At 57.7% G+C, this 20331-nt stretch carries 17 protein-coding genes and 1 riboswitch; of the genes, 13 read left to right on the forward strand and 4 right to left on the reverse strand.

Annotation, left to right across the window (positions count from 1 at the left end):
- Window positions 1–69 precede the first annotated feature (69 nt).
- The 8 genes from leuA (at window position 70) to aroD (ending at window position 10068) form a co-directional block, all read left to right on the forward strand.
- Window positions 70–1641: a 2-isopropylmalate synthase gene (leuA, locus tag MKR05_RS22625; RefSeq protein WP_101989203.1), complete on the forward strand. Its 1572-nt coding sequence runs from the start codon at window positions 70–72 to the stop codon at window positions 1639–1641.
- A complete protein-coding gene (gene leuB, locus MKR05_RS22630) occupies window positions 1641–2732 on the forward strand; it encodes a 3-isopropylmalate dehydrogenase (protein WP_023291974.1) in 1092 nt (363 codons plus the stop codon). Before leuA ends, leuB begins: the two co-directional genes overlap by 1 nt.
- Window positions 2733–2734: 2 nt before the next feature.
- A complete protein-coding gene (gene leuC, locus MKR05_RS22635; RefSeq protein WP_023291973.1) occupies window positions 2735–4135 on the forward strand; it encodes a 3-isopropylmalate dehydratase large subunit in 1401 nt (466 codons plus the stop codon).
- Between the two features lie 10 nt (window positions 4136–4145).
- Entirely contained in the window at window positions 4146–4751 is a 606-nt protein-coding gene (gene leuD / locus MKR05_RS22640) for a 3-isopropylmalate dehydratase small subunit (RefSeq protein ID WP_023291972.1), read from the forward strand.
- 397 nt (window positions 4752–5148) lie between these two features.
- Window positions 5149–7182: an FAD-dependent oxidoreductase gene (locus MKR05_RS22645; RefSeq protein WP_101989204.1), complete on the forward strand. Its 2034-nt coding sequence runs from the start codon at window positions 5149–5151 to the stop codon at window positions 7180–7182.
- 11 nt (window positions 7183–7193) lie between these two features.
- Window positions 7194–8057: a shikimate dehydrogenase gene (locus tag MKR05_RS22650; protein WP_017901194.1), complete on the forward strand. Its 864-nt coding sequence runs from the start codon at window positions 7194–7196 to the stop codon at window positions 8055–8057.
- A gap of 10 nt (window positions 8058–8067) precedes the next feature.
- A complete protein-coding gene (locus MKR05_RS22655) occupies window positions 8068–9282 on the forward strand; it encodes an MFS transporter (protein WP_044521015.1) in 1215 nt (404 codons plus the stop codon).
- A 30-nt stretch (window positions 9283–9312) separates the two neighbouring features.
- A complete protein-coding gene (aroD, locus tag MKR05_RS22660) occupies window positions 9313–10068 on the forward strand; it encodes a type I 3-dehydroquinate dehydratase (protein WP_023291968.1) in 756 nt (251 codons plus the stop codon).
- 37 nt (window positions 10069–10105) lie between these two features.
- On the opposite strand, the gene MKR05_RS22665 is transcribed toward aroD, so the two are convergent.
- Entirely contained in the window at window positions 10106–11002 is an 897-nt protein-coding gene (locus tag MKR05_RS22665; RefSeq protein ID WP_004204315.1) for a LysR family transcriptional regulator, read from the reverse strand.
- 231 nt (window positions 11003–11233) lie between these two features.
- Between MKR05_RS22665 and MKR05_RS22670 the strand changes: the two genes are divergently transcribed.
- Window positions 11234–12544, forward strand: a complete 1311-nt coding sequence (locus tag MKR05_RS22670; RefSeq protein WP_023291967.1) for an MFS transporter — start codon at window positions 11234–11236, stop codon at window positions 12542–12544.
- A 44-nt stretch (window positions 12545–12588) separates the two neighbouring features.
- Here MKR05_RS22670 and MKR05_RS22675 read toward each other — a convergent pair whose 3' ends face one another.
- On the reverse strand, window positions 12589–13773 hold the full coding sequence (locus MKR05_RS22675) for a sugar efflux transporter (protein WP_101989205.1): 1185 nt from the start codon (window positions 13771–13773) through the stop codon (window positions 12589–12591).
- A gap of 277 nt (window positions 13774–14050) precedes the next feature.
- A complete protein-coding gene (gene sgrT / locus MKR05_RS22680) occupies window positions 14051–14203 on the reverse strand; it encodes a glucose uptake inhibitor SgrT (protein ID WP_004204309.1) in 153 nt (50 codons plus the stop codon).
- Window positions 14204–14290: 87 nt separating this feature from the next.
- Here sgrT and sgrR point away from each other — a divergent pair, with 87 nt between their 5' ends.
- From sgrR to thiQ, 4 genes are all read left to right on the forward strand, one after another.
- Complete coding sequence (gene sgrR, locus MKR05_RS22685; protein ID WP_044521013.1) at window positions 14291–15946, forward strand: HTH-type transcriptional regulator SgrR; 1656 nt, start codon at window positions 14291–14293, stop codon at window positions 15944–15946.
- Between the two features lie 37 nt (window positions 15947–15983).
- Window positions 15984–16203, forward strand: a riboswitch (TPP riboswitch).
- A 32-nt stretch (window positions 16204–16235) separates the two neighbouring features.
- Window positions 16236–17219: a thiamine ABC transporter substrate binding subunit gene (gene thiB, locus MKR05_RS22690; protein WP_060591132.1), complete on the forward strand. Its 984-nt coding sequence runs from the start codon at window positions 16236–16238 to the stop codon at window positions 17217–17219.
- Complete coding sequence (thiP, locus tag MKR05_RS22695) at window positions 17195–18805, forward strand: thiamine/thiamine pyrophosphate ABC transporter permease ThiP (RefSeq protein WP_072422266.1); 1611 nt, start codon at window positions 17195–17197, stop codon at window positions 18803–18805. The genes thiB and thiP overlap by 25 nt, the downstream gene beginning before the upstream one ends.
- Window positions 18789–19490: a thiamine ABC transporter ATP-binding protein ThiQ gene (gene thiQ, locus MKR05_RS22700; RefSeq protein WP_032453831.1), complete on the forward strand. Its 702-nt coding sequence runs from the start codon at window positions 18789–18791 to the stop codon at window positions 19488–19490. Before thiP ends, thiQ begins: the two co-directional genes overlap by 17 nt.
- On the opposite strand, the gene MKR05_RS22705 is transcribed toward thiQ, so the two are convergent.
- Window positions 19477–20244 (reverse strand): DedA family protein, encoded by a 768-nt coding sequence (locus MKR05_RS22705; protein WP_032453851.1) that lies wholly within the window; start codon window positions 20242–20244, stop codon window positions 19477–19479. The two genes, thiQ and MKR05_RS22705, sit on opposite strands and share 14 nt — an antisense overlap.
- Between the last annotated feature and the right edge of the window lie 87 nt (window positions 20245–20331).

Below are 20331 nucleotides of genomic sequence, written 5' to 3' on the forward strand. Positions count from 1 at the left end.
CCGCGCCTTGGCGCGGGTTTTTTTATGCTCGTCAACAAGGCGCCAGGACACAGACTAAGGATCCAAACCATGAGCCAGCAAGTCATTATTTTCGATACGACCTTACGTGATGGCGAACAAGCGTTACAGGCAAGCCTGAGTGTCAAAGAGAAGCTGCAGATTGCTCTGGCCCTCGAGCGCATGGGTGTTGACGTGATGGAAGTCGGTTTCCCGGTTTCTTCTCCGGGCGATTTTGAATCCGTGCAGACCATCGCGCGCATCATCAAAAACAGCCGCGTATGCGCCCTGGCGCGCTGCGTCGAGAAAGATATCGACGTAGCGGCGGAATCCTTAAAGGTGGCCGAAGCGTTCCGTATCCACACCTTCATCGCCACCTCGCCGATGCATATCGCCACCAAACTGCGCAGCACCCTGGATGAGGTCATTGAACGCGCGGTTTATATGGTGAAGCGGGCGCGCAACTACACTAACGATGTCGAGTTCTCCTGTGAAGACGCCGGCCGTACGCCGATTGCTGACCTGGCTCGCGTCGTGGAAGCCGCGATTAACGCTGGCGCCACCACCATTAATATTCCGGATACCGTCGGCTACACCATGCCGTTCGAGTACGCCAACATTATCAGCGGCCTGTATGAGCGCGTACCGAATATCGACAAAGCCATTATCTCCGTCCATACCCATGATGACCTGGGTATTGCCGTCGGCAACGCCCTCGCCGCGGTCCACGCCGGAGCCCGCCAGGTAGAAGGCGCGATGAACGGTATCGGCGAGCGCGCCGGCAACTGCGCGCTGGAAGAGGTCATCATGGCGATTAAAGTGCGCAAAGACATCATGAACGTGCACACCAATATCAACCACCATGAAATCTGGCGCACCAGCCAGACCGTCAGCCAGATCTGCAACATGCCGATCCCGGCGAACAAAGCCATCGTCGGCACCGGCGCCTTCGCCCACTCCTCCGGTATCCACCAGGACGGCGTACTGAAGAACCGCGAAAACTACGAAATCATGACCCCGGAATCCATCGGCCTGAACCAGGTACAGCTGAACCTGACTTCCCGCTCCGGTCGCGCGGCGGTGAAACACCGGATGGAAGAGATGGGTTACCAGGAGAGCGATTACAACCTGGATCACCTGTACGACGCGTTCCTGAAGCTGGCGGACAAAAAAGGCCAGGTCTTCGATTACGATCTGGAAGCGCTGGCCTTTATCAACAAGCAGCAGGAAGAGCCGGAGCATTTCCGCCTGGATTACTTCAACGTTCAGTCCGGCTCCAGCGATATCGCGACCGCCTCGATCAAACTGGTCTGCGGGGATGAGATCAAAACGGAAGCCGCCAACGGCAACGGTCCGGTTGATGCTATCTACCAGGCGATTAACCGCGTCACCGATTACAACATTGAATTAGTGAAATATGGCTTAAGCGCGAAAGGCCACGGCAAAGACGCCCTGGGCCAGGTGGATATCGTCGTTGACTACAACGGTCGCCGTTTCCACGGCGTTGGTCTGGCAACAGATATCGTAGAGTCGTCAGCCAAAGCGATGGTTCACGTGCTGAACAACATCTGGCGCGCCGCCGAAGTCGAAAAAGAATTGCAACGCAAAGCTCAGAATAAAGAGAACAATAAGGAAACCGTGTAATGTCGAAGAATTACCATATTGCCGTTTTGCCGGGTGATGGCATTGGCCCGGAAGTGATGAACCAGGCGATGAAAGTACTGGAAGCCGTGCGCCAACGTTTTGCCATGCACATTACCACCAGCCAGTACGACGTCGGCGGCGCGGCCATCGACCGTCAGGGAACTCCCCTGCCGCAGGCGACCGTCGCCGGATGCGAGCAGGCGGACGCGATCCTGTTCGGCTCCGTCGGCGGCCCGAAGTGGGAACACCTGCCGCCCGCAGAACAGCCAGAGCGCGGCGCCCTGCTGCCGCTGCGTAAACACTTTAAACTGTTCAGCAACCTGCGCCCGGCCAAACTGTATCAGGGTCTGGAAGAGTTCTGCCCGCTGCGCGCCGACATCGCCGCCAACGGCTTCGACATTCTCTGCGTTCGCGAACTGACCGGCGGCATCTACTTCGGTCAGCCGAAAGGTCGCGAAGGCAGCGGTCAGCATGAGAAAGCTTTTGATACCGAGGTGTATCACCGCTTTGAAATCGAACGTATCGCGCGCATCGCGTTTGAATCCGCCCGTAAACGTCGTCACAAAGTGACCTCCATCGATAAAGCCAACGTCCTGCAGTCGTCCATTCTGTGGCGCGAAATCGTCACCGAGATCGGCAAGGAGTATCCGGACGTTGAGCTGGCGCATATGTATATCGATAACGCCACCATGCAGCTGATTAAAGATCCGTCCCAGTTCGACGTGCTGCTGTGCTCCAACCTGTTCGGCGACATCCTCTCCGACGAGTGCGCAATGATCACCGGCTCGATGGGTATGCTGCCGTCCGCCAGCCTCAACGAACAAGGTTTCGGCCTGTACGAGCCAGCAGGCGGCTCGGCGCCGGATATCGCCGGCAAAAATATCGCTAACCCGATCGCGCAGATCCTCTCCCTGGCGCTGCTGCTGCGCTATAGCCTCGACGCTGACGAGGCGGCGAGCGCGATTGAAAGCGCGATTAACCGCGCTCTGGAGGAAGGCGTTCGTACCGGCGATTTAGCGCGCGGCACGGCAGCGGTCAGCACTGATGAAATGGGCGATATCATTGCCCGCTATGTCGCAGAAGGGGTGTAATCATGGCGAAGACGTTATACGAAAAATTGTTTGATGCGCACGTGGTGTATGAGGCGCAAAACGAAACTCCGCTGTTGTATATCGACCGCCATCTGGTGCATGAAGTCACCTCCCCGCAGGCCTTTGACGGCCTGCGCGCCCACGGCCGCCAGGTGCGCCAGCCGGGTAAAACCTTCGCCACCATGGATCATAACGTCTCGACGCAGACCAAAGATATTAACGCGTCCGGCGAGATGGCCCGCATTCAGATGCAGGAGCTGATTAAGAACTGTAAAGAGTTCGGCGTTGAGCTGTACGATCTGAACCACCCGTACCAGGGCATCGTTCACGTGATGGGCCCGGAACAAGGGGTTACCCTGCCGGGGATGACCATTGTGTGCGGCGACTCCCATACCGCCACCCACGGCGCCTTTGGCGCGCTGGCCTTCGGCATCGGCACCTCCGAAGTGGAGCATGTGCTGGCGACCCAGACCCTGAAACAGGGTCGTGCGAAAACCATGAAAATCGAAGTGCAAGGCAAAGCGGCGCCGGGCATCACCGCCAAAGATATCGTGTTGGCGATCATTGGTAAAACCGGCAGCGCCGGCGGCACCGGCCACGTGGTGGAGTTCTGCGGCGAAGCGATCCGCGATCTGAGCATGGAAGGCCGCATGACCCTGTGCAACATGGCGATCGAGATGGGCGCGAAAGCGGGCCTGGTCGCGCCGGATGAAACCACCTTCAATTACGTACGCGGCCGTCTGCACGCGCCGAAAGGCAAAGATTTTGACGATGCGGTGGCGTACTGGAAAACCCTGAAAACCGACGACGGCGCCACATTTGACACCGTAGTGACGCTGCAGGCGGCTGAGATTGCCCCGCAGGTGACCTGGGGCACCAACCCGGGCCAGGTGATTTCGGTCAGCGATAATATCCCCGATCCTGCGTCGTTCAGCGACCCGGTGGAACGCGCCAGCGCCGAGAAAGCGCTGGCCTATATGGGGCTGAAATCCGGCATTCCGCTGACGGAAGTGGCTATCGATAAAGTATTCATCGGCTCCTGTACCAACTCGCGTATCGAAGATTTGCGCGCGGCGGCGGAAATCGCCAAAGGGCGTAAAGTGGCGCCGGGCGTCCAGGCGCTGGTGGTGCCGGGTTCCGGTCCGGTGAAAGCGCAAGCGGAAGCGGAAGGCCTGGATAAGATCTTTATCGAAGCCGGCTTTGAGTGGCGCTTACCGGGCTGCTCTATGTGTCTGGCGATGAACAACGACCGCCTGAACCCGGGCGAGCGCTGCGCCTCCACCAGCAACCGTAATTTTGAAGGCCGCCAGGGCCGCGGCGGACGCACGCACCTGGTGAGCCCGGCAATGGCCGCGGCGGCAGCTGTGACCGGCCATTTCGCCGATATCCGTAATCTGAAGTAAGGAGACCATCATGGCAGAGAAATTTACCCAACATACCGGCCTGGTGGTTCCGCTGGATGCTGCAAACGTCGATACCGACGCGATCATTCCCAAGCAGTTTCTGCAGAAAGTGACCCGCACCGGCTTTGGCGCGCACCTGTTCAACGACTGGCGCTTCCTCGACGATAAAGGTCAACAGCCGAACCCGGAGTTCGTGCTGAACTTTCCTGAGTACAAAGGCGCATCTATCCTGCTGGCGCGGGAAAACTTCGGCTGTGGCTCCTCGCGCGAGCATGCGCCGTGGGCGCTGACCGATTACGGTTTTAAAGTTGTTATCGCCCCAAGCTTTGCCGATATTTTCTATGGCAACAGCTTCAACAACCAGCTGCTGCCGGTGACGTTGAGCGATGAGCAGGTCGACGAGCTGTTCAAACTGGTGCAGGCCAACCCGGGCATTACGTTTGAAGTGGACCTGGAAGCGCAGGTGGTTAAAGCGGGGGATAAAACCTACAGCTTTAAGATCGACGATTTCCGTCGCCACTGCATGCTCAATGGCCTGGATAGCATCGGCCTGACGCTGCAACATGAAGCGGCTATTTCCGACTATGAGCACAAGCTGCCGGCGTTTATGAATTAATCTTCGCGCCCGGTCATTTGACCGGGCTTTTTAGTTTATTGCGGCAGAAAATTGAGATCTCAAGCACAAAAAACAATATTGCTTCGCCGATTGTCAGCCCATGACGTTGGCCTGCCCCACGCGATAAAGACGAATGATTCCGCTTTCCTCCCCCTGACCTGCGTGGTTTATGTATTATCCCTTCACTGCAAGTAAAAATAAGGTACGAGTGTTTAATATAAAAATATAACAATGTGAAAAAAGCGTTAATCTCATAGAGAACCCCTATAGCTCACAGCAAAAAAAAGCATTATTTTTCGATTTTTCGCCTCGCTATCTTTTCCCACAGAGAAATATTAACTAAGGACACGCCCGGGCCCCCGCATAGCGGCTTCCCGGCCTCCTGTGGAGAGAAGAGATGAGCCACTATCCGCACCTTTTCAGTCCGTTGACCATCAACGGCATGACGCTAAAAAACCGCATTATTATGCCCCCGATGGGCACCAATATGGCCACGCTCAATGGCGAGGTCTCGCAGGAACAGCTGGAATACTACGAACTGCGGGCCAAAGGCGGCACCGGGCTTATCACCATCGAAAACATCTGTATTGATTTCCCTTTCGCCTCCAACGGCACTACCCAGCTGCGGATCGATAACGATCAATATATCCCACGGCTGTTTAAATTAACCGAGACCCTGCATAAACATGGCGCTTGCGTATCCATTCAGTTAAATCACGCAGGCGCTTCGGCTTATGCCTACCGCCTCGAAGGTCAGACACCGCTCTCCTCCTCGACGACGCCCTCGAAAAAGCACGGTAATATTCCGCGGCCAATGACCCATGAGGAAATTTATCACGCGGTGGAAAAATTCGGTGACGCCGCAGAGCGCGTTCGTCGCGCGGGTTTTGACTGCGTCGAAATTCATGCCGGCCACTCCTATTTAATTAGCCAGTTTTTATCGCCGTTATTTAACAAGCGCACCGATGAATTTGGCGGCAGCGTCGAAAACCGCACCCGGATATTAAGTCTGATTGTCGATAAAGTTCGCGCCTGCGTCGGGCCGCGTTTTCCGGTCAGCCTGCGCATTAGCGCCGACGACTTCCTCAAGGGCGGCAATACCCTCGAAGATTCTCTGCGCATCCTTGAGCTCTGCCAGGAGAAGGTCGATATCATCAACGTCTCGGCGGCGCAGAACGACAACCTGAATCTGCAAATCGACCAGATGTCGCTGGAGGATGGCTGGAAGCGTTATCTCTCCCGCGCGGTGCGCGATAAATTCCATAAGCCCACGGTCATCGCCGGCAATATCCGTACCCCGCAGGTGGCCGAGGATATCCTCGCCAGCGGCGATGCCGATCTCATTGCCATTGGTCGCGGTCTAATTGCCGAGCCGGAGTGGGTGCAGAAGGTGCAAAGCGGTAAAGAACGCCTGATGCGCAAATGCATCTCCTGCAACATCGGCTGCGCCGACCATCGCATCGCCCGCTCGCGCCCGCTGCGCTGTTCAATTAACCCGGACATCATTCACGGCGATACCTACAAAACGCGGCGCGTTAATCGCGAAACGAACGTGGTCGTCATCGGCGCCGGCACTGCCGGGATGGAGGCCGCCTGCACCGCGGCGGAAGTCGGCTGCCACACCTGGCTGCTGGAGGCGAAAAATCACGTCGGCGGTCTCGCCAGCGATATCGCCCGTCTGCCGGAGAAAAAACGCATCGCGGATTTCCCGCAGTTTATGAAAAACCGCATCGCCGCGCTGGATAACCTGATGCTGCAGGTCGGCAAACGGGCAGACGTGGCCTCGGTTTCCGCCCTGCGTCCGCATCTGATCGTCAATGCCACCGGCTCAAGCCCCCTGCTGCCGCCTATTGCAGGACTGCGGGAGAATATTGACGCCGCGGAAGGCAAGGTCTTTTCCATTACCGGCATGATCGACAATCTGGCGAAATTTACCCATGTCGAGGGCAAACGCATCGCCGTTGTCGGCGCGGGCGCCGTTGGCCTTGACGTCATCGAATACTTTACCGCTCGCGGCGCGCAAGCGGTATTAATCGAAATGCAGGACGCCGCCGGTCGCGATCTCGACATCATTACCAAAAATGCCATGTTGACCATGCTCGACGAGCACCAGGTCGAACAGCACATGAATACGCAACTGATGGCGGTGGCTGCCGACCATTTCCAGGTGAAAAATACACAGCATACCTTCGATATCCCCTTCGACTACGGCTTTGTCTGCCTGGGGATGCGCGCCAACCGGACGGGTCTCGACGAGATCGAGCGCTGGGCCAATGCCAATAACGTCAAAATCATGAATATCGGCGACAGCGTGATGGCGCGACGCATTATCGACGGCATCCGCGAAGGCCGCAACGTGCTGAACACCCTCGAAGACATGGGTGCGCTGGGCAGCCGCGAAGCACAACGAATTCCCTTTCTAACTTATTGAGGATTTTTGTCATGGCAGAACGTATTACTGGACACACTGAGCTGATTGGTCTGATCGCCACCCCGATTCGCCACAGCATGTCGCCCACCATGCACAACGAGGCTTTCGCCCATCTCGGGCTGGACTACGTCTACCTGGCTTTTGAAGTCGGTAATCAGGAGCTGAAAGACGTTGTGCAGGGCTTCCGGGCTTTGAAGCTGCGCGGCTTTAACGTCTCTATGCCGAACAAAACCGAGATTTGCCAGTATCTTGATAAGCTCTCGCCGGCGGCGCAGCTGGTCGGGGCGGTGAATACCGTGGTCAATGACGACGGCGTACTGACCGGGCATATTACCGACGGCACCGGCTATATGCGCGCCCTTAGCGAAGCGGGTATCGATATTATTGGCAAGAAGATGACCGTGCTCGGCGCCGGCGGCGCGGCGACCGCGCTCTGCGTCCAGGCCGCACTGGATGGCGTGAAGGCGATCTCGATCTTCAACCGTCGCGATAAATTCTTCGCCAACGCTGAAGAAACGGTAGCCAAGATCCGCAACAACACGCGCTGCGAGATCCATCTGTTCGATCTCGACGATCATGACAAACTGCGTGCCGAAATCGACAGCAGCGTGATCCTGACCAATGCCACCGGGGTCGGCATGAAGCCGTTCGAAGGCCAGATGCTGCTCCCGGACGACAGCTTCCTGCGTCCGGACCTGATCGTCTCCGACGTCGTGTACAACCCGCGCAAAACCCACCTGCTGGAAGTGGCTGAGAAAAAAGGCTGCCGTACGCTAAACGGCCTCGGGATGATGCTGTGGCAAGGCGCGCGCGCGTTCGAAATCTGGACGGGTAAACAGATGCCGGTTGATTACATCAAAAGCATCCTGTTCTAAGGGGCAAGCGATGAAAAATAAATACGTCCCTACCGCGGCAGGGCTGTACCTCAACTACCTGATTCATGGCATGGGGGTGCTGCTGATCACCCTCAACATGGCCCATCTCCAGGAGCAGTGGGGAACAGACGCTGCCGGCGTATCAGTGGTGATCTCCTCGTTAGGGATCGGCAAACTGGCGACCATCGTGACCGGCTTTCTGTCGGATCGCTTTGGCCGTAAGCCCTTTATCTATCTGGGGATCCTCAGCTATCTGATCTTTTTTATCGGCATTCTGCTGACCAAAAATATCTATCTGGCCTATGTCTTCGGCATTATGGCGGGCCTGGCGAACAGCTTCCTCGACTCCGGCACCTATCCCGCGCTGATGGAATCTTTCCCGCACTCCGCCAGCCGGGCCAACGTGCTGATCAAAGCCTTCGTCTCCGCCGGACAGTTCCTGCTGCCGTTCATTATCAGTTTCCTGATCTGGGCGAATCTGTGGTTCGGCTGGTCGTTCGTGATTGCGGCGGCGCTGTTTGTTGTGAGCGGCCTCTATTTGCTCAAAATGCCGTTCCCGGATAGCCAGGCTGCGAAAAAAGAGACCACCCCAGGGCCACAGGCGGAAACCTCAGCCCGTCCGCAGGCCAACAAACTGGATATGGTGATCTTCACCCTGTACGGCTATATCGGCATGGCGACCTTCTATCTGGTCAGCCAGTGGCTGGCGCAGTACGGTCAGTTCGTGGTCGGTCTGCCCTATGCCTCGGCGATTAAGCTGCTCAGCATCTATACCGTCGGGTCGCTGGTCTGCGTTTTCGTGACCGCCGCCTTCGTCAAAGAGGTGTTCAGCTCCGCCGTCGCCATGATCATCTATACTGGCCTGTCGATGGTCTCGCTGCTGCTGGTATGCCTGTTCCCGACGCCGATGATGGTTACCGGCTTCGCCTTTGTCATCGGCTTTGCCGCCGCGGGCGGAGTGCTACAGCTGGGAGCGACGATCATGGCGATGAGCTTCCCGAACGGGAAAGGCAAGGCAACCGGCATCTTCTACACCGCCGGCAGTATCGCCAGCTTCACGATCCCGCTGATCACCGCCAAACTTTCGCAGATCAGTATTGCCAGCATTATGTGGTTTGATTTTGCGATCGCCGTGATCGGCTTTGTGATCGCCCTGTACATCGGCTATCGTCAACTGCAGGCTCGGGCGGCGCAAAAAGTATCACCCACCGCAGTCACCGCCTGAGGTTCAACGCGAATAATAATGGATGCCTACATGACAAATGCAGTTACCGTAAAGAACATCACCTTCCAGGAAGGGGAAACCTTAATTTGTGTACCGCTGATCGGCAAAACGCTGGATGAAATACTGGGTAACGCCCACGGCCTGGTCGACGCCGGCGCCGATATCATCGAATGGCGCGTTGACCACTTTACTCAGGTGAGAGAGATGGCTCAGGTGATGGCCGCGCTGGCGGAAATCCGTGGCGCGCTGAAAGCGCTGCCGCTGCTGTTCACCTTCCGCAGCAAGAAAGAAGGCGGCGAGACCGAGCTCAGCGACGAGGCCTACTTCGCGCTCAACCGCGAAGCGGCGCGCAGTGGCCTGGTTGATGTCATCGATATCGAGCTGTTCAATGATGAAGCGCAGATCCGCGCGCTGGTTGACGATGCGCATGCCGCGGGCGTCAAAGTGATCATGAGTAACCATGATTTTCATAAGACCCCCGCCCAGGAAGATATCATCTATCGCCTGCGCCGCATGCAGGATCTGGGCGCCGATCTGCCGAAGATCGCGGTGATGCCGCAATCGCCGCAGGACGTTCTGACTCTGCTCGCCGCCACGCTGACCATGAAAGAGAAGTATGCCACCCGCCCGCTGATCACCATGTCGATGGGAAAATCGGGCGGCGTCAGCCGGGTGACCGGGCGTCTTTTTGGCTCAGCCATGACCTTCGGTACCGTGGGTCAGGCTTCCGCGCCGGGACAGATCGCCATCGACAAGCTGCGTGAAGTGATGGATATTCTCTCCTGATAACCCCTCAGCCCGGAGGACCTCTCCGGGCTATTCGCTAACAGATCTTTTGGCTGTCGTGGATGACCACATTTTTAAACGACTGCAGCGCAGGGGAAAGTCCGCGGTCTTTCATGGTCGCCAGATAGATATAGCGCGGAGGGAGGGTGTTTTTAATCTTCAGGATATGGACGTTGTAATGGGAGAGCGCCGAGATCCGCGGCATGATAGCGATCCCGTAGTCAATGCTGACCAGCCCGGCCATCGCGGTATCCTCTTCCACGTAGCAGGCAATCTCCGGCACCAGCTTTTGCTGCATAAATACATTATCGATAAACGGACGTAAGCCGCTATTTTCTGAAAAATAGATATAGGGATAATGAATCGTCTCCACGAGGTCGACTTCATGTTCATACAGCCGGGCCAGCGGATGATCCCTGGCGGTCACCACCACCAGCTCCTGCTGAATAACCGGAATAAAATCGATATCGGGTTCATCGGCAATATAAGAGCAGATCGCCAGATCGACTTTTCCCGCTTTCAGCTCCTGCAACAGCGTCAGCGAGGTCCCTTGAGTAAAAGAAAAAGTCACGTTGTGAAACTCAGGTGAAAGAGAATATTTATTAATTAACTGCGGAACAACATATTCGCCCATCGTGTAAATAAAGGCGATACGAATGTTTTCTTTATTTTCAGCGCCGTTTTTTTGCAAAACTGTGCGGCCATTTTCCAGTGAGGCCAGCGCATCTTCGACATACGGCAGAAAACGCTTGCCGTTTTGCGTAATTTTAACGTTCCGTCCCTGTCTGGCGAACAGCGCGACCCCTAACTCCTTCTCCAGCTCTGATATCGCATGGCTTAGCGAAGGCTGGGTGATGCACAGACTGGAGGCCGCTTCGGTATAATGTTCAGTTTCAGACAGACGTTTAAAATAATAAAGTTGCTTTAGGTTCATTATTTTTGCCCGTATAATATAAGAATAAATCCACTGATGCTAATATACCATGCAAGCCACCAATAATGCGCACGCGCGGGAAAATATTGGCGGTGCATCAAATATTATTTTCTGAAGCGGATGAATGTGCCACAAAGCGTTGCCATTCATAGATACTACCTATAGTTCCCGGAGATATTTTTGCATATAAAAATATATGCAAAAATATTTTAAACTTTAAAGGAACTCGCTATGAGTATGTCAAACTCTCAGGAAGTCCTCACATCCTCATCGGGGACGAAAAAAAGAAGCCGCGTTCGGATAGTTATTTTACTGCTGTTGTCCGTCGGAACGATGATCAATTATCTCGACCGCACCATCCTCGGTATCGTTGCCCCACAGTTAACCCAGGAAATTCATATCGATCCGGCGATGATGGGCATCATTTTCTCCGCCTTTGCCTGGACCTATGCCCTGGCGCAGATCCCCGGCGGCATGTTTTTAGACCGCTTCGGCAACAAACTGACCTATGCCCTGTCAATTTTCTTCTGGTCGCTGTTTACCCTGCTGCAAAGTTTCACCCTCGGGCTTAAATCTCTGCTGCTTCTGCGCCTGGGACTCGGCGTCAGCGAAGCGCCCTGCTTCCCGGCCAACAGCCGCATCGTCAGCACCTGGTTCCCGCAGCATGAGCGCGCGCGGGCGACGGCAACATATACGGTTGGTGAATATATAGGACTGGCGGCCTTCTCGCCGCTGTTATTTTTAATCCTCGAACATCATGGCTGGAGAACGCTTTTTTTCCTCACCGGCGGATTAGGTATTTTATTTACTTTGGTGTGGTGGCGTTTTTATCACGAACCCCATGAATCGCGCACGGCTAATCAAGCGGAGCTGGATTATATCGGCGCAAACGGCATTGACAATAAAATCCAGAACGTTCCATTTAACTGGCGTGACGCCAGGCGCCTGCTGGGCTGTCGCCAGATCCTCGGCGCCAGTCTGGGTCAGTTTGCCGGTAACACCACGCTGGTGTTTTTCCTGACGTGGTTTCCCAGCTATCTGGCCAACGAGCGCCATCTTCCCTGGCTGCACGTTGGCTTCTTCGCCACCTGGCCGTTCCTCGCCGCCGCCATCGGCATCCTCTTCGGCGGCTGGATCTCGGACCGACTGCTGAAGCGAACCGGCTCCGTCAACATCAGTCGGAAGTTACCAATAATTTCCGGATTATTACTCTCCAGCTGTATTATTGCGGCGAACTGGGTGAGCGCCAACAGCACCGTTATTATTATCATGTCGGTGGCGTTTTTTGGCCAGGGAATGGTTGGCCTGGGCTGGACGTTAATTTCTGATATTGCCCCGGAAAATATGGCAGGCCTGACCGGCGGTATATTTAATTTCTGCGCTAATATGGCATCGATTATAGCCCCACTGATAATTGGCGTGATTATCTCCGCAACGGGTAACTTCTTTTACGCACTGATCTACGTCGGCCTGACGGCGCTGATCGGCGTGATTGCCTACATCTTTATCATCGGCGACATCAAGCGAATCGAACTGAAGTAAACCCGGCGGCCCCGGCGAATTGCGCGCCGGGGCGAAGAGGACGGTCAGATATCCTTTACCTTGCTGGTTAAAAACAGCGTCACCAGCGAAATCGCGGCGATCGTCCAGTAGACGCTGGCGTGGCCATAGCTCTGCGACAGCGCCCCCTGCATCACGCCGGCCAGGATCACGCCAGTGGAAATACTGTTGGTAAACAGGGTGGTCGCCGCCCCCGCGCGCCCCGGCATTAAATCCTGGAACCACAGCATGCCGATCCCGGCGATAATGCCGATAAAGATGGCGTTGAACAGCTGCAGGGCCAGCAGCGCCGTACGGCCATGAAACAGGATCAGCCCCAGATAAAACAGCACACCGGCCGCCACCGCCGCCACCATCATTTTACGTTTACCAAAGCGCTTCACGTAGTAGCCGGCGAGGATCATCGCCGGAATCTCCAGCCCGGCGGCGGTGCCCATCAGGATCCCGGCCAGGCTGTCGGGAAGCCCGAGATCGTTGCTGATCCACAGCGGCATATCAATGATATACATGGTGTTGCAGGTCCACATCAGGGTGGAGGCGATAAACAACATGCGTACGTTCTTGTCCTGCCAGCCGCCGGCCTGCGCCAGCGCCTCCGCCTCTTCCGAGGGCTGCTCCACGCGCGGAACCGAGGGTAGTTTGACGGCAATCAGCGCCAGGCTGATCACAAAGATGCCCGCCGCAATGGAGAACATGGTGGTAAAGCCATAGTTGAGCGCCAGCATAAAGGCCAGCGGCGGGCCAATCACCCACGCCAGGGACAGCTGGGCACGCATGACCGAGCTGAACATCACCACTTCCCGCGCCGAGCTGTCGGCATACTCCCGCGCCAGGGCAAAGAGCTGCGGCATGGCGGCGTTAGCGATGGATGCCAGCATCACCCCGCAGGTGATCAGCGTCAGATAGTGGCGGTTGAAGGCAAACAGCAGCGCATTGCCTACCGCCATCAGGCAGCAGAACATAATTAACCGCCGCCGGTCGCCGCGGCTATCGGAGCGCTTGGCCAGCGCCAGACTCACCAGGATCCCGGCTATCGCATTCACGGTGTAGAACAGGCCCACCCAGAACGGCTGCGCCCCCACTTCGCGGCTGAGAAACAAACTCAACGTCGGCGCCTGCAATGCGCCCGCCACGCCCATCATAAAAGCAACCAGCATAAAGGCGGCATAGACGCCGTTTAGCCGTCGTCCCATCGTCATCAACCACAGCATGAAATGTCCTTAACACACGCGAAGTAAACGAAAAAAGCCAGCAGAGGCTTTCTGCTGGCGGGTGATTCTATACTCTGTGGAATTCACGTTGCAGGACAAACGGTTAACCGTTTTTGCGCTGGCTCCGAAAGGGTGAGTCCCGTAGGGGCGATTCACGCGGCCAGAACATAGGGCTCTGGGAGTATCGACAGCGATAGACCCGGGCGAGCGCGCGCACCTGCAGCTTGAAAAACGACGAGTATAACACCAATACTCAGTCACACATGATGTCTGCAAGTCAATGATCAGAGGTCTTTGACGTCACTCCCCACTGCATCAGTTCTCCCAGAATTTCCTGCTGTCGTCCTGCCATCAGGCGGGCCAGCCAGGACGCTTCCTGCGTCGCAGAAAAGTAGCGCTGGTAGAACGATTTTGCGGTAGACCTCATCATATTCACCTCCTCGCTTCATCGGGATTCATTATTGGCTTAATATGGGGAGTAATAAATTGCTGAGTTTTGCGCAGGAGTTCCCCTTTTATGTCTTCCGGCCGTCTGCAACAACAGTTCATCCGTCTATGGCAGTGCTGCGACGGCAAGTCGCAGGAGACCACCCTCAACGAGCTGGCGGAAATGCTGAGCTGCTCGCGCCGCCACATGCGCACCTTGCTCAATATGATGGAGTCCCGCGGCTGGCTGACCTGGGAGGCGGAGGCTGGCCGCGGAAAACGCTCGCGGCTGACCTTTCTCTATACCGGCCTCGCCCTGCAGCAGCAGCGTGCCGAAGATCTGCTTGAGCAGGATCGCATCGATCAGCTGGTGCAGCTGGTCGGCGATAAAGCCGCCGTCCGTCAGATGCTGGTCTCGCATCTCGGGCGCAGCTTCCGCCAGGGGCGGCACATCCTGCGCGTGCTCTACTACCGGCCGATGAAGAATTTACTGCCCGGCAGCGCGCTGCGGCGTTCGGAAACCCATATCGCCCGGCAAATATTCAGCGCTCTGACGCGGGTAAATGAGGAAAATGGGGAACTGGAAGCCGATATTGCCCACCACTGGCAGCAGTTGACGCCCACCCACTGGCGCTTTTTCCTCCGGCCAGGCATCCATTTTCACCATGGCCGTGAGCTGGAGATGACCGATGTGATCGCTTCTCTGCAGCGCAGCAATGCCCTACCGCTCTATTCGCATATCGAACGCATTGAGTCGCCCACCGCCTGGACCCTGGATATTCATCTGCGCCAGCCCGACCGCTGGCTACCCTGGCTGCTGGGCCAGGTACCGGCGATGGTGCTGCCGCAGGAGTGGCGGACCATGAACCACTTTTCTTCGATGCCGGTCGGCACCGGCCCGTATGCCGTGGTGCGCAACAATCAGAACCAGCTCAAGATCCACGCCTTTGAGGACTATTTTGGCTACCGGGCGCTGATCGATGAGGTGAACGTCTGGGTGCTACCGGAAATTAGCGAAGAGCCCAACGGCGGCCTGACGCTGCAGGGCAATACCGAAAGCGAAAAGGCGGTGGAGAGTCGTCTGGAAGAGGGGTGCTACTACCTGCTGTTCGACTCGCGAAGCCCGCTGGGCGCCAACGAGGCGGTGCGCCGCTGGTTAAGCTATCTGTTCCAGCCCGCGAACCTGCTCTACCACGCGGGCGAGCTTTACCAGGGCAACTGGTTTCCCGCTTACGGCCTGCTGCCGCGCTGGCATCACGCCAGCAACCACGCCTGCGACAAGCCGGCGGGCCTGGAGACGGTTACCCTCACCTACTACCGCGATCACGTCGAACATCGGGTGATCGGCGGGATCATGCGCGACCTGCTGGCGGCGCATCAGGTAAAGCTGGAGATCCAGGAGCTGGAGTACGATGCCTGGCATCGCGGCGAGGTGGTCAGCGATATCTGGCTCAACAGCGTTAACTTCACCTTGCCGATCGAATTCTCGCTATTCGCCTATCTGTACGAAGTCCCGCTGATTCAGCGCTGCATCCCCATCGACTGGCAGGAAGACGCCAGCCGCTGGCGCGCGGGAGAGTTTAATCCGGCTACCTGGAGTCAGCGCCTGCTGGCCAGCCAGCATATCGTGCCGCTGATCCATCACTGGCTGATGATTCAGGGCCAGCGCAGCATGCGCGGCGTGCGGATGAACACCCTCGGCTGGTTCGATTTTAAATCCGCATGGTTTGCGCCGCCGGAGCCGTAAGCGCTTTCCGTCATCTGACAAAATCATTACACTAAGGCCGTTCTCAACGGGGTGCTAATAAACATACGCAATATCATTCAAGTTGCATCAAGGCAGCAAGCGGGTGAATCCCCTGGAGCATAGATAGCTATGTGACTGGGGTGAACGCGCGAAGCTAACGCAGATGCGGCTTGAAGGATGAAGCGTATGGGCTGAGAAAATACCCGTCGAACCTGATCCGGATAACGCCGGCGAAGGGATTTGAGGCTCACTCAAAATCCTTTGCCACCCCTTTTTTCTGAGGTGCAAAGTGTTGAAAAAATTACTCCCACTGCTGGCGCTGGTCGCCATGCCCGCTCTGGCTAAGCCTGTCCTCACCGTCTATACCTATGACTCCTTCTCTGCCGACTGGGGCCCCGGCCCGGCGGTCAAAAAAGCGTTTGAAGCGGACTGCGGCTGCGAGCTGAAGTTCGTCGCGCTGGAAGATGGCGTTTCGCTGCTGAATCGTCTACGCATGGAAGGCAAGAACAGCAAGGCTGACGTCGTGCTGGGCCTGGATAACAACCTGCTGGAAGCCGCGGCGCAGAGTCAGCTGTTCGCTAAAAGCCACGTTCCCGCCAGCGCGGTTAGCGTGCCGGGCGGCTGGGATAACGACACCTTTGTCCCCTACGATTACGGCTATTTCGCCTTCGTCTATGATAAAAACAAACTGGCCAATCCGCCGAAAAGCCTGAAAGAGTTGGTCGAGAGCCCGCAGAAGTGGCGCGTCATCTATGAAGATCCGCGCACCAGCACCCCGGGGCTGGGGCTGCTGCTATGGATGCAAAAAGTCTATGGCGATAAAGCGTCCGAGGCCTGGCAGAAGCTGGCGGCGAAGACCGTTACCGTCACCAAGGGCTGGAGCGAAGCCTACGGTCTGTTCCTGAAAGGCGAAAGCGACCTGGTGTTGAGCTACACCACCTCGCCGGCCTACCACATTATTGAAGAGAAAAAAGACCACTATGCGGCGGCGAACTTCGCCGAAGGCCACTATCTGCAGGTCGAAGTTGCCGCCCGCACCGCCGCCAGCAAGCAGCCGGAACTGGCGGAGAAATTCCTCAAATTCATGGTCTCGCCTGGCTTCCAGAACGCCATCCCCACCGGCAACTGGATGTATCCGGTGACCCAGGTCGCGCTGCCGGCCGGTTTTGCAACCCTGGTGAAGCCGCAGACCACGCTGACGTTTACCCCGCAGCAGGTCGCCAGCGAGCGTCAGACCTGGATTAGCGCATGGCAACGCGCCGTCAGCCGCTAAACCTTAGCGGGCTGCTGCCGGGCCTGTTCGCCGCCACGCTGCTCTGCGCCGTCGCGCTGGCGGCGTTTCTGGCGCTGTGGTTCAGCGCGCCCGGCGCGGGCTGGCAGACGGTTTTCAGCGATAGCTACCTCTGGCACGTGGTGCGCTTCTCCTTCTGGCAGGCGTCGCTCTCAGCGCTGCTTTCGGTGGGCCCGGCCGTCTTTCTCGCCCGCGCGCTTTATCGGCGTCGCTTTCCCGGCCGCACCCTGCTGCTGCGCCTGTGCGCGATGACCCTGATCCTGCCGGTGCTGGTGGCGGTGTTCGGCATCCTCAGCGTCTATGGCCGCCAGGGCTGGCTGGCCTCGCTGTTTCACGCTTTCGGCTGGCAGTGGGATTTCTCGCCTTACGGCCTGCAGGGCATCCTGCTGGCGCACGTCTTTTTCAATATGCCGATGGCCACCCGCCTGCTGCTGCAGGCGCTGGAGAACATTCCCGGCGAGCAGCGGCAAATTGCCGCCCAGCTTGGCATGCGCGGCTATGCCTTCTTCCGCCTCGTCGAATGGCCATGGATGCGCCGGCACATTCCCGCCGTCGCCGCGCTGATTTTTATGCTCTGCTTTGCCAGCTTCGCCACCGTGCTGTCGCTGGGCGGCGGCCCGAAGGCCACCACCATTGAGCTGGCTATCTACCAGGCGCTGAGCTTTGACTACGATCCGGCGCGAGCGGCGATGCTGGCGTTGATCCAGATGCTCTGCTGCCTCGGGCTGGTGCTGCTCAGCCAGCGTCTCAGTAAAGCGGTGGCTATCGGCGTCAGCCATGTCCGCGGCTGGCGCGACCCTGACGATCGCCTGCATAGCCGGCTGAGCGATGGGTTGCTGATCGGCGCCGCCCTGCTGCTTCTGCTGCCGCCATTGCTGGCGGTCATCGTCGACGGGATCAACCGCAACATGCTGGACGTGCTAGCGCAGCCCGCCCTCTGGCAGGCATTGACGACTTCCCTGCGCATCGCCATTGCCGCCGGGCTGTTGAGCGTCACCCTGACGATGATGCTGCTATGGAGCAGTCGCGAGCTGCGCGCCCGTCAGCGGCCGCTGGCCGGGCAGGCGATGGAGCTGAGCGGCATGCTGATTCTTGCCATGCCGGGCATCGTGCTGGCTACCGGCTTCTTCCTGCTGCTCAATAACAGCATCGGCCTTCCGGAGTCCGCCGACGGCATCGTCATCTTTACCAATGCTCTGATGGCGATCCCCTACGCGCTTAAAGTGCTGGAAAACCCGATGCGCGACATTGCCGTCCGCTACAGCATGCTCTGCCAGTCGCTGGGGATCGAAGGCCTGGCGCGGCTGCGGGTCATCGAACTTCGCGCGCTCCGGCGCCCGCTGGCCCAGGCGTTAGCCTTCGCCTGCGTGCTGTCGATTGGCGACTTCGGCGTGGTGGCGCTGTTCGGCAACGAGGCGTTCCGCACCCTGCCTTTCTATCTGTACCAGCAGATAGGCGCCTACCGCAGCCAGGACGGCGCCGTCACCGCCCTGCTTCTGCTGCTGCTCTGTTTCTTATTATTTACGCTGATTGAAAAACTTCCGGGGCGTGATGCTAAAACTCAATGATGTGACCTGGCTGTACCAGCATCTGCCGATGCGCTTTACTCTCGATGTCGCGCGCGGCGAGCGCATCGCGGTGCTCGGCCCCAGCGGCGCCGGAAAGAGCACCCTGCTGAATCTGATCGCCGGTTTTCTGCCGCCCGCCAGCGGCAGCCTACAGATTAACGGCGAGACGCATCACGCGACGCCGCCGGCGCAGCGTCCGGTTTCGATGCTGTTCCAGGAGAATAACCTGTTTAACCATCTGACCATTCGGCAGAATATCAGCCTCGGGATCCACCCTGGCCTGAAACTGAGCCGCGAACAGCAGCAGAAAGTCACGGCGATTGCCGCCCAGATGGGAATTGATGACCTGCTTGAACGCCTGCCGGGAGAGCTCTCCGGCGGTCAACGGCAGCGCGCGGCGCTGGCCCGCTGTCTGGTCCGCCAGCAGCCGGTGCTGCTGCTGGATGAGCCCTTCTCAGCGCTCGACCCGGCGCTGCGCCAGGAGATGCTGGCGCTGGTGGCTGATGTCTGCGAGCAGCAGCAGCTCACCCTGCTGATGGTCTCGCACAGCGTGGAAGATGCCGCGCGCATTGCGCCGCGCTCGATTGTGGTCGCCGAAGGGCGCATTGTCTGGGATGGCGCTACCGCCGAGCTGTTAAGCGGCCACAGCAGCGCCTCTTATCTGATGGGGATCAGCGCGCAATAACCTTGTGCAGGATCGCCAGATAGACCGGCATCAGCGGATGGCGGAAGACAAACGTTAACGCCGTTGCCGCCAGCGCGACCATAAGCGGCGTCAGCCACAGCAGACGCCCGCGCGGCAGCCAGCGGGTCAGCCGATCGCCAGACGTTTTCGCGCTCCGCCACAGCCGCCAGCACAGCCACCCTGCCAGCCAGACGAGTAGCGCCGCCCCCAGCAGCAGCCATTTAAAGCTGGCGCTGTTTTCATCGGCCGGAATATCAATCGCCGCCCCGGCGAGAATGCCAGGCAGGAAATAGAGCGGCGGCCAGAGCAGGCAGCCGATAATATTTGGTAGCACGAATTTGGCCACCGGCAGGTCGAGCATCCCGGCGACCATCGGCACCAGCGGACGCGTCGGCCCGACAAAGCGGCCAATCAGGATGGTGATCATGCTGTGCTGGTGCAGCGCATGCTCGGTTTTCTCCAGCAGGGCGCGGTTTTTCTTCATGAACGACCAGCGGTGCAGCGGCTTTTTAAAGCGCCATCCGAGCCAGAATGAGATCCAGTCGCCCAGCAGACAGCCCACGATCCCCGCCAGCCACGCCTGCCAGAAGTTAACCTCACCGCCGCCAATCAGCGCCCCAAGGCCGGCCATCATCACCGTTCCGGGTAAGATAAGCCCCACCAGCGCCAGCGACTCGAGAAAGGCCACCAGCATCACGGCTAACAGCGAGTAGACCGTGGATTGGGTAATAAAGTGTTCGAGCAATGCTTGCATAATGTACCCGGTTAAAAAACGAAGCCCGGATTCTCCGAAGCCATCGCGCCGTCGTCAAGCTACCAATTGTCTTAATAGTTTACTGGC

The sequence above is a fragment of the Klebsiella sp. K5-204 genome, assembly GCF_030128585.1.
Lineage (GTDB): Bacteria > Pseudomonadota > Gammaproteobacteria > Enterobacterales > Enterobacteriaceae > Klebsiella > Klebsiella quasipneumoniae.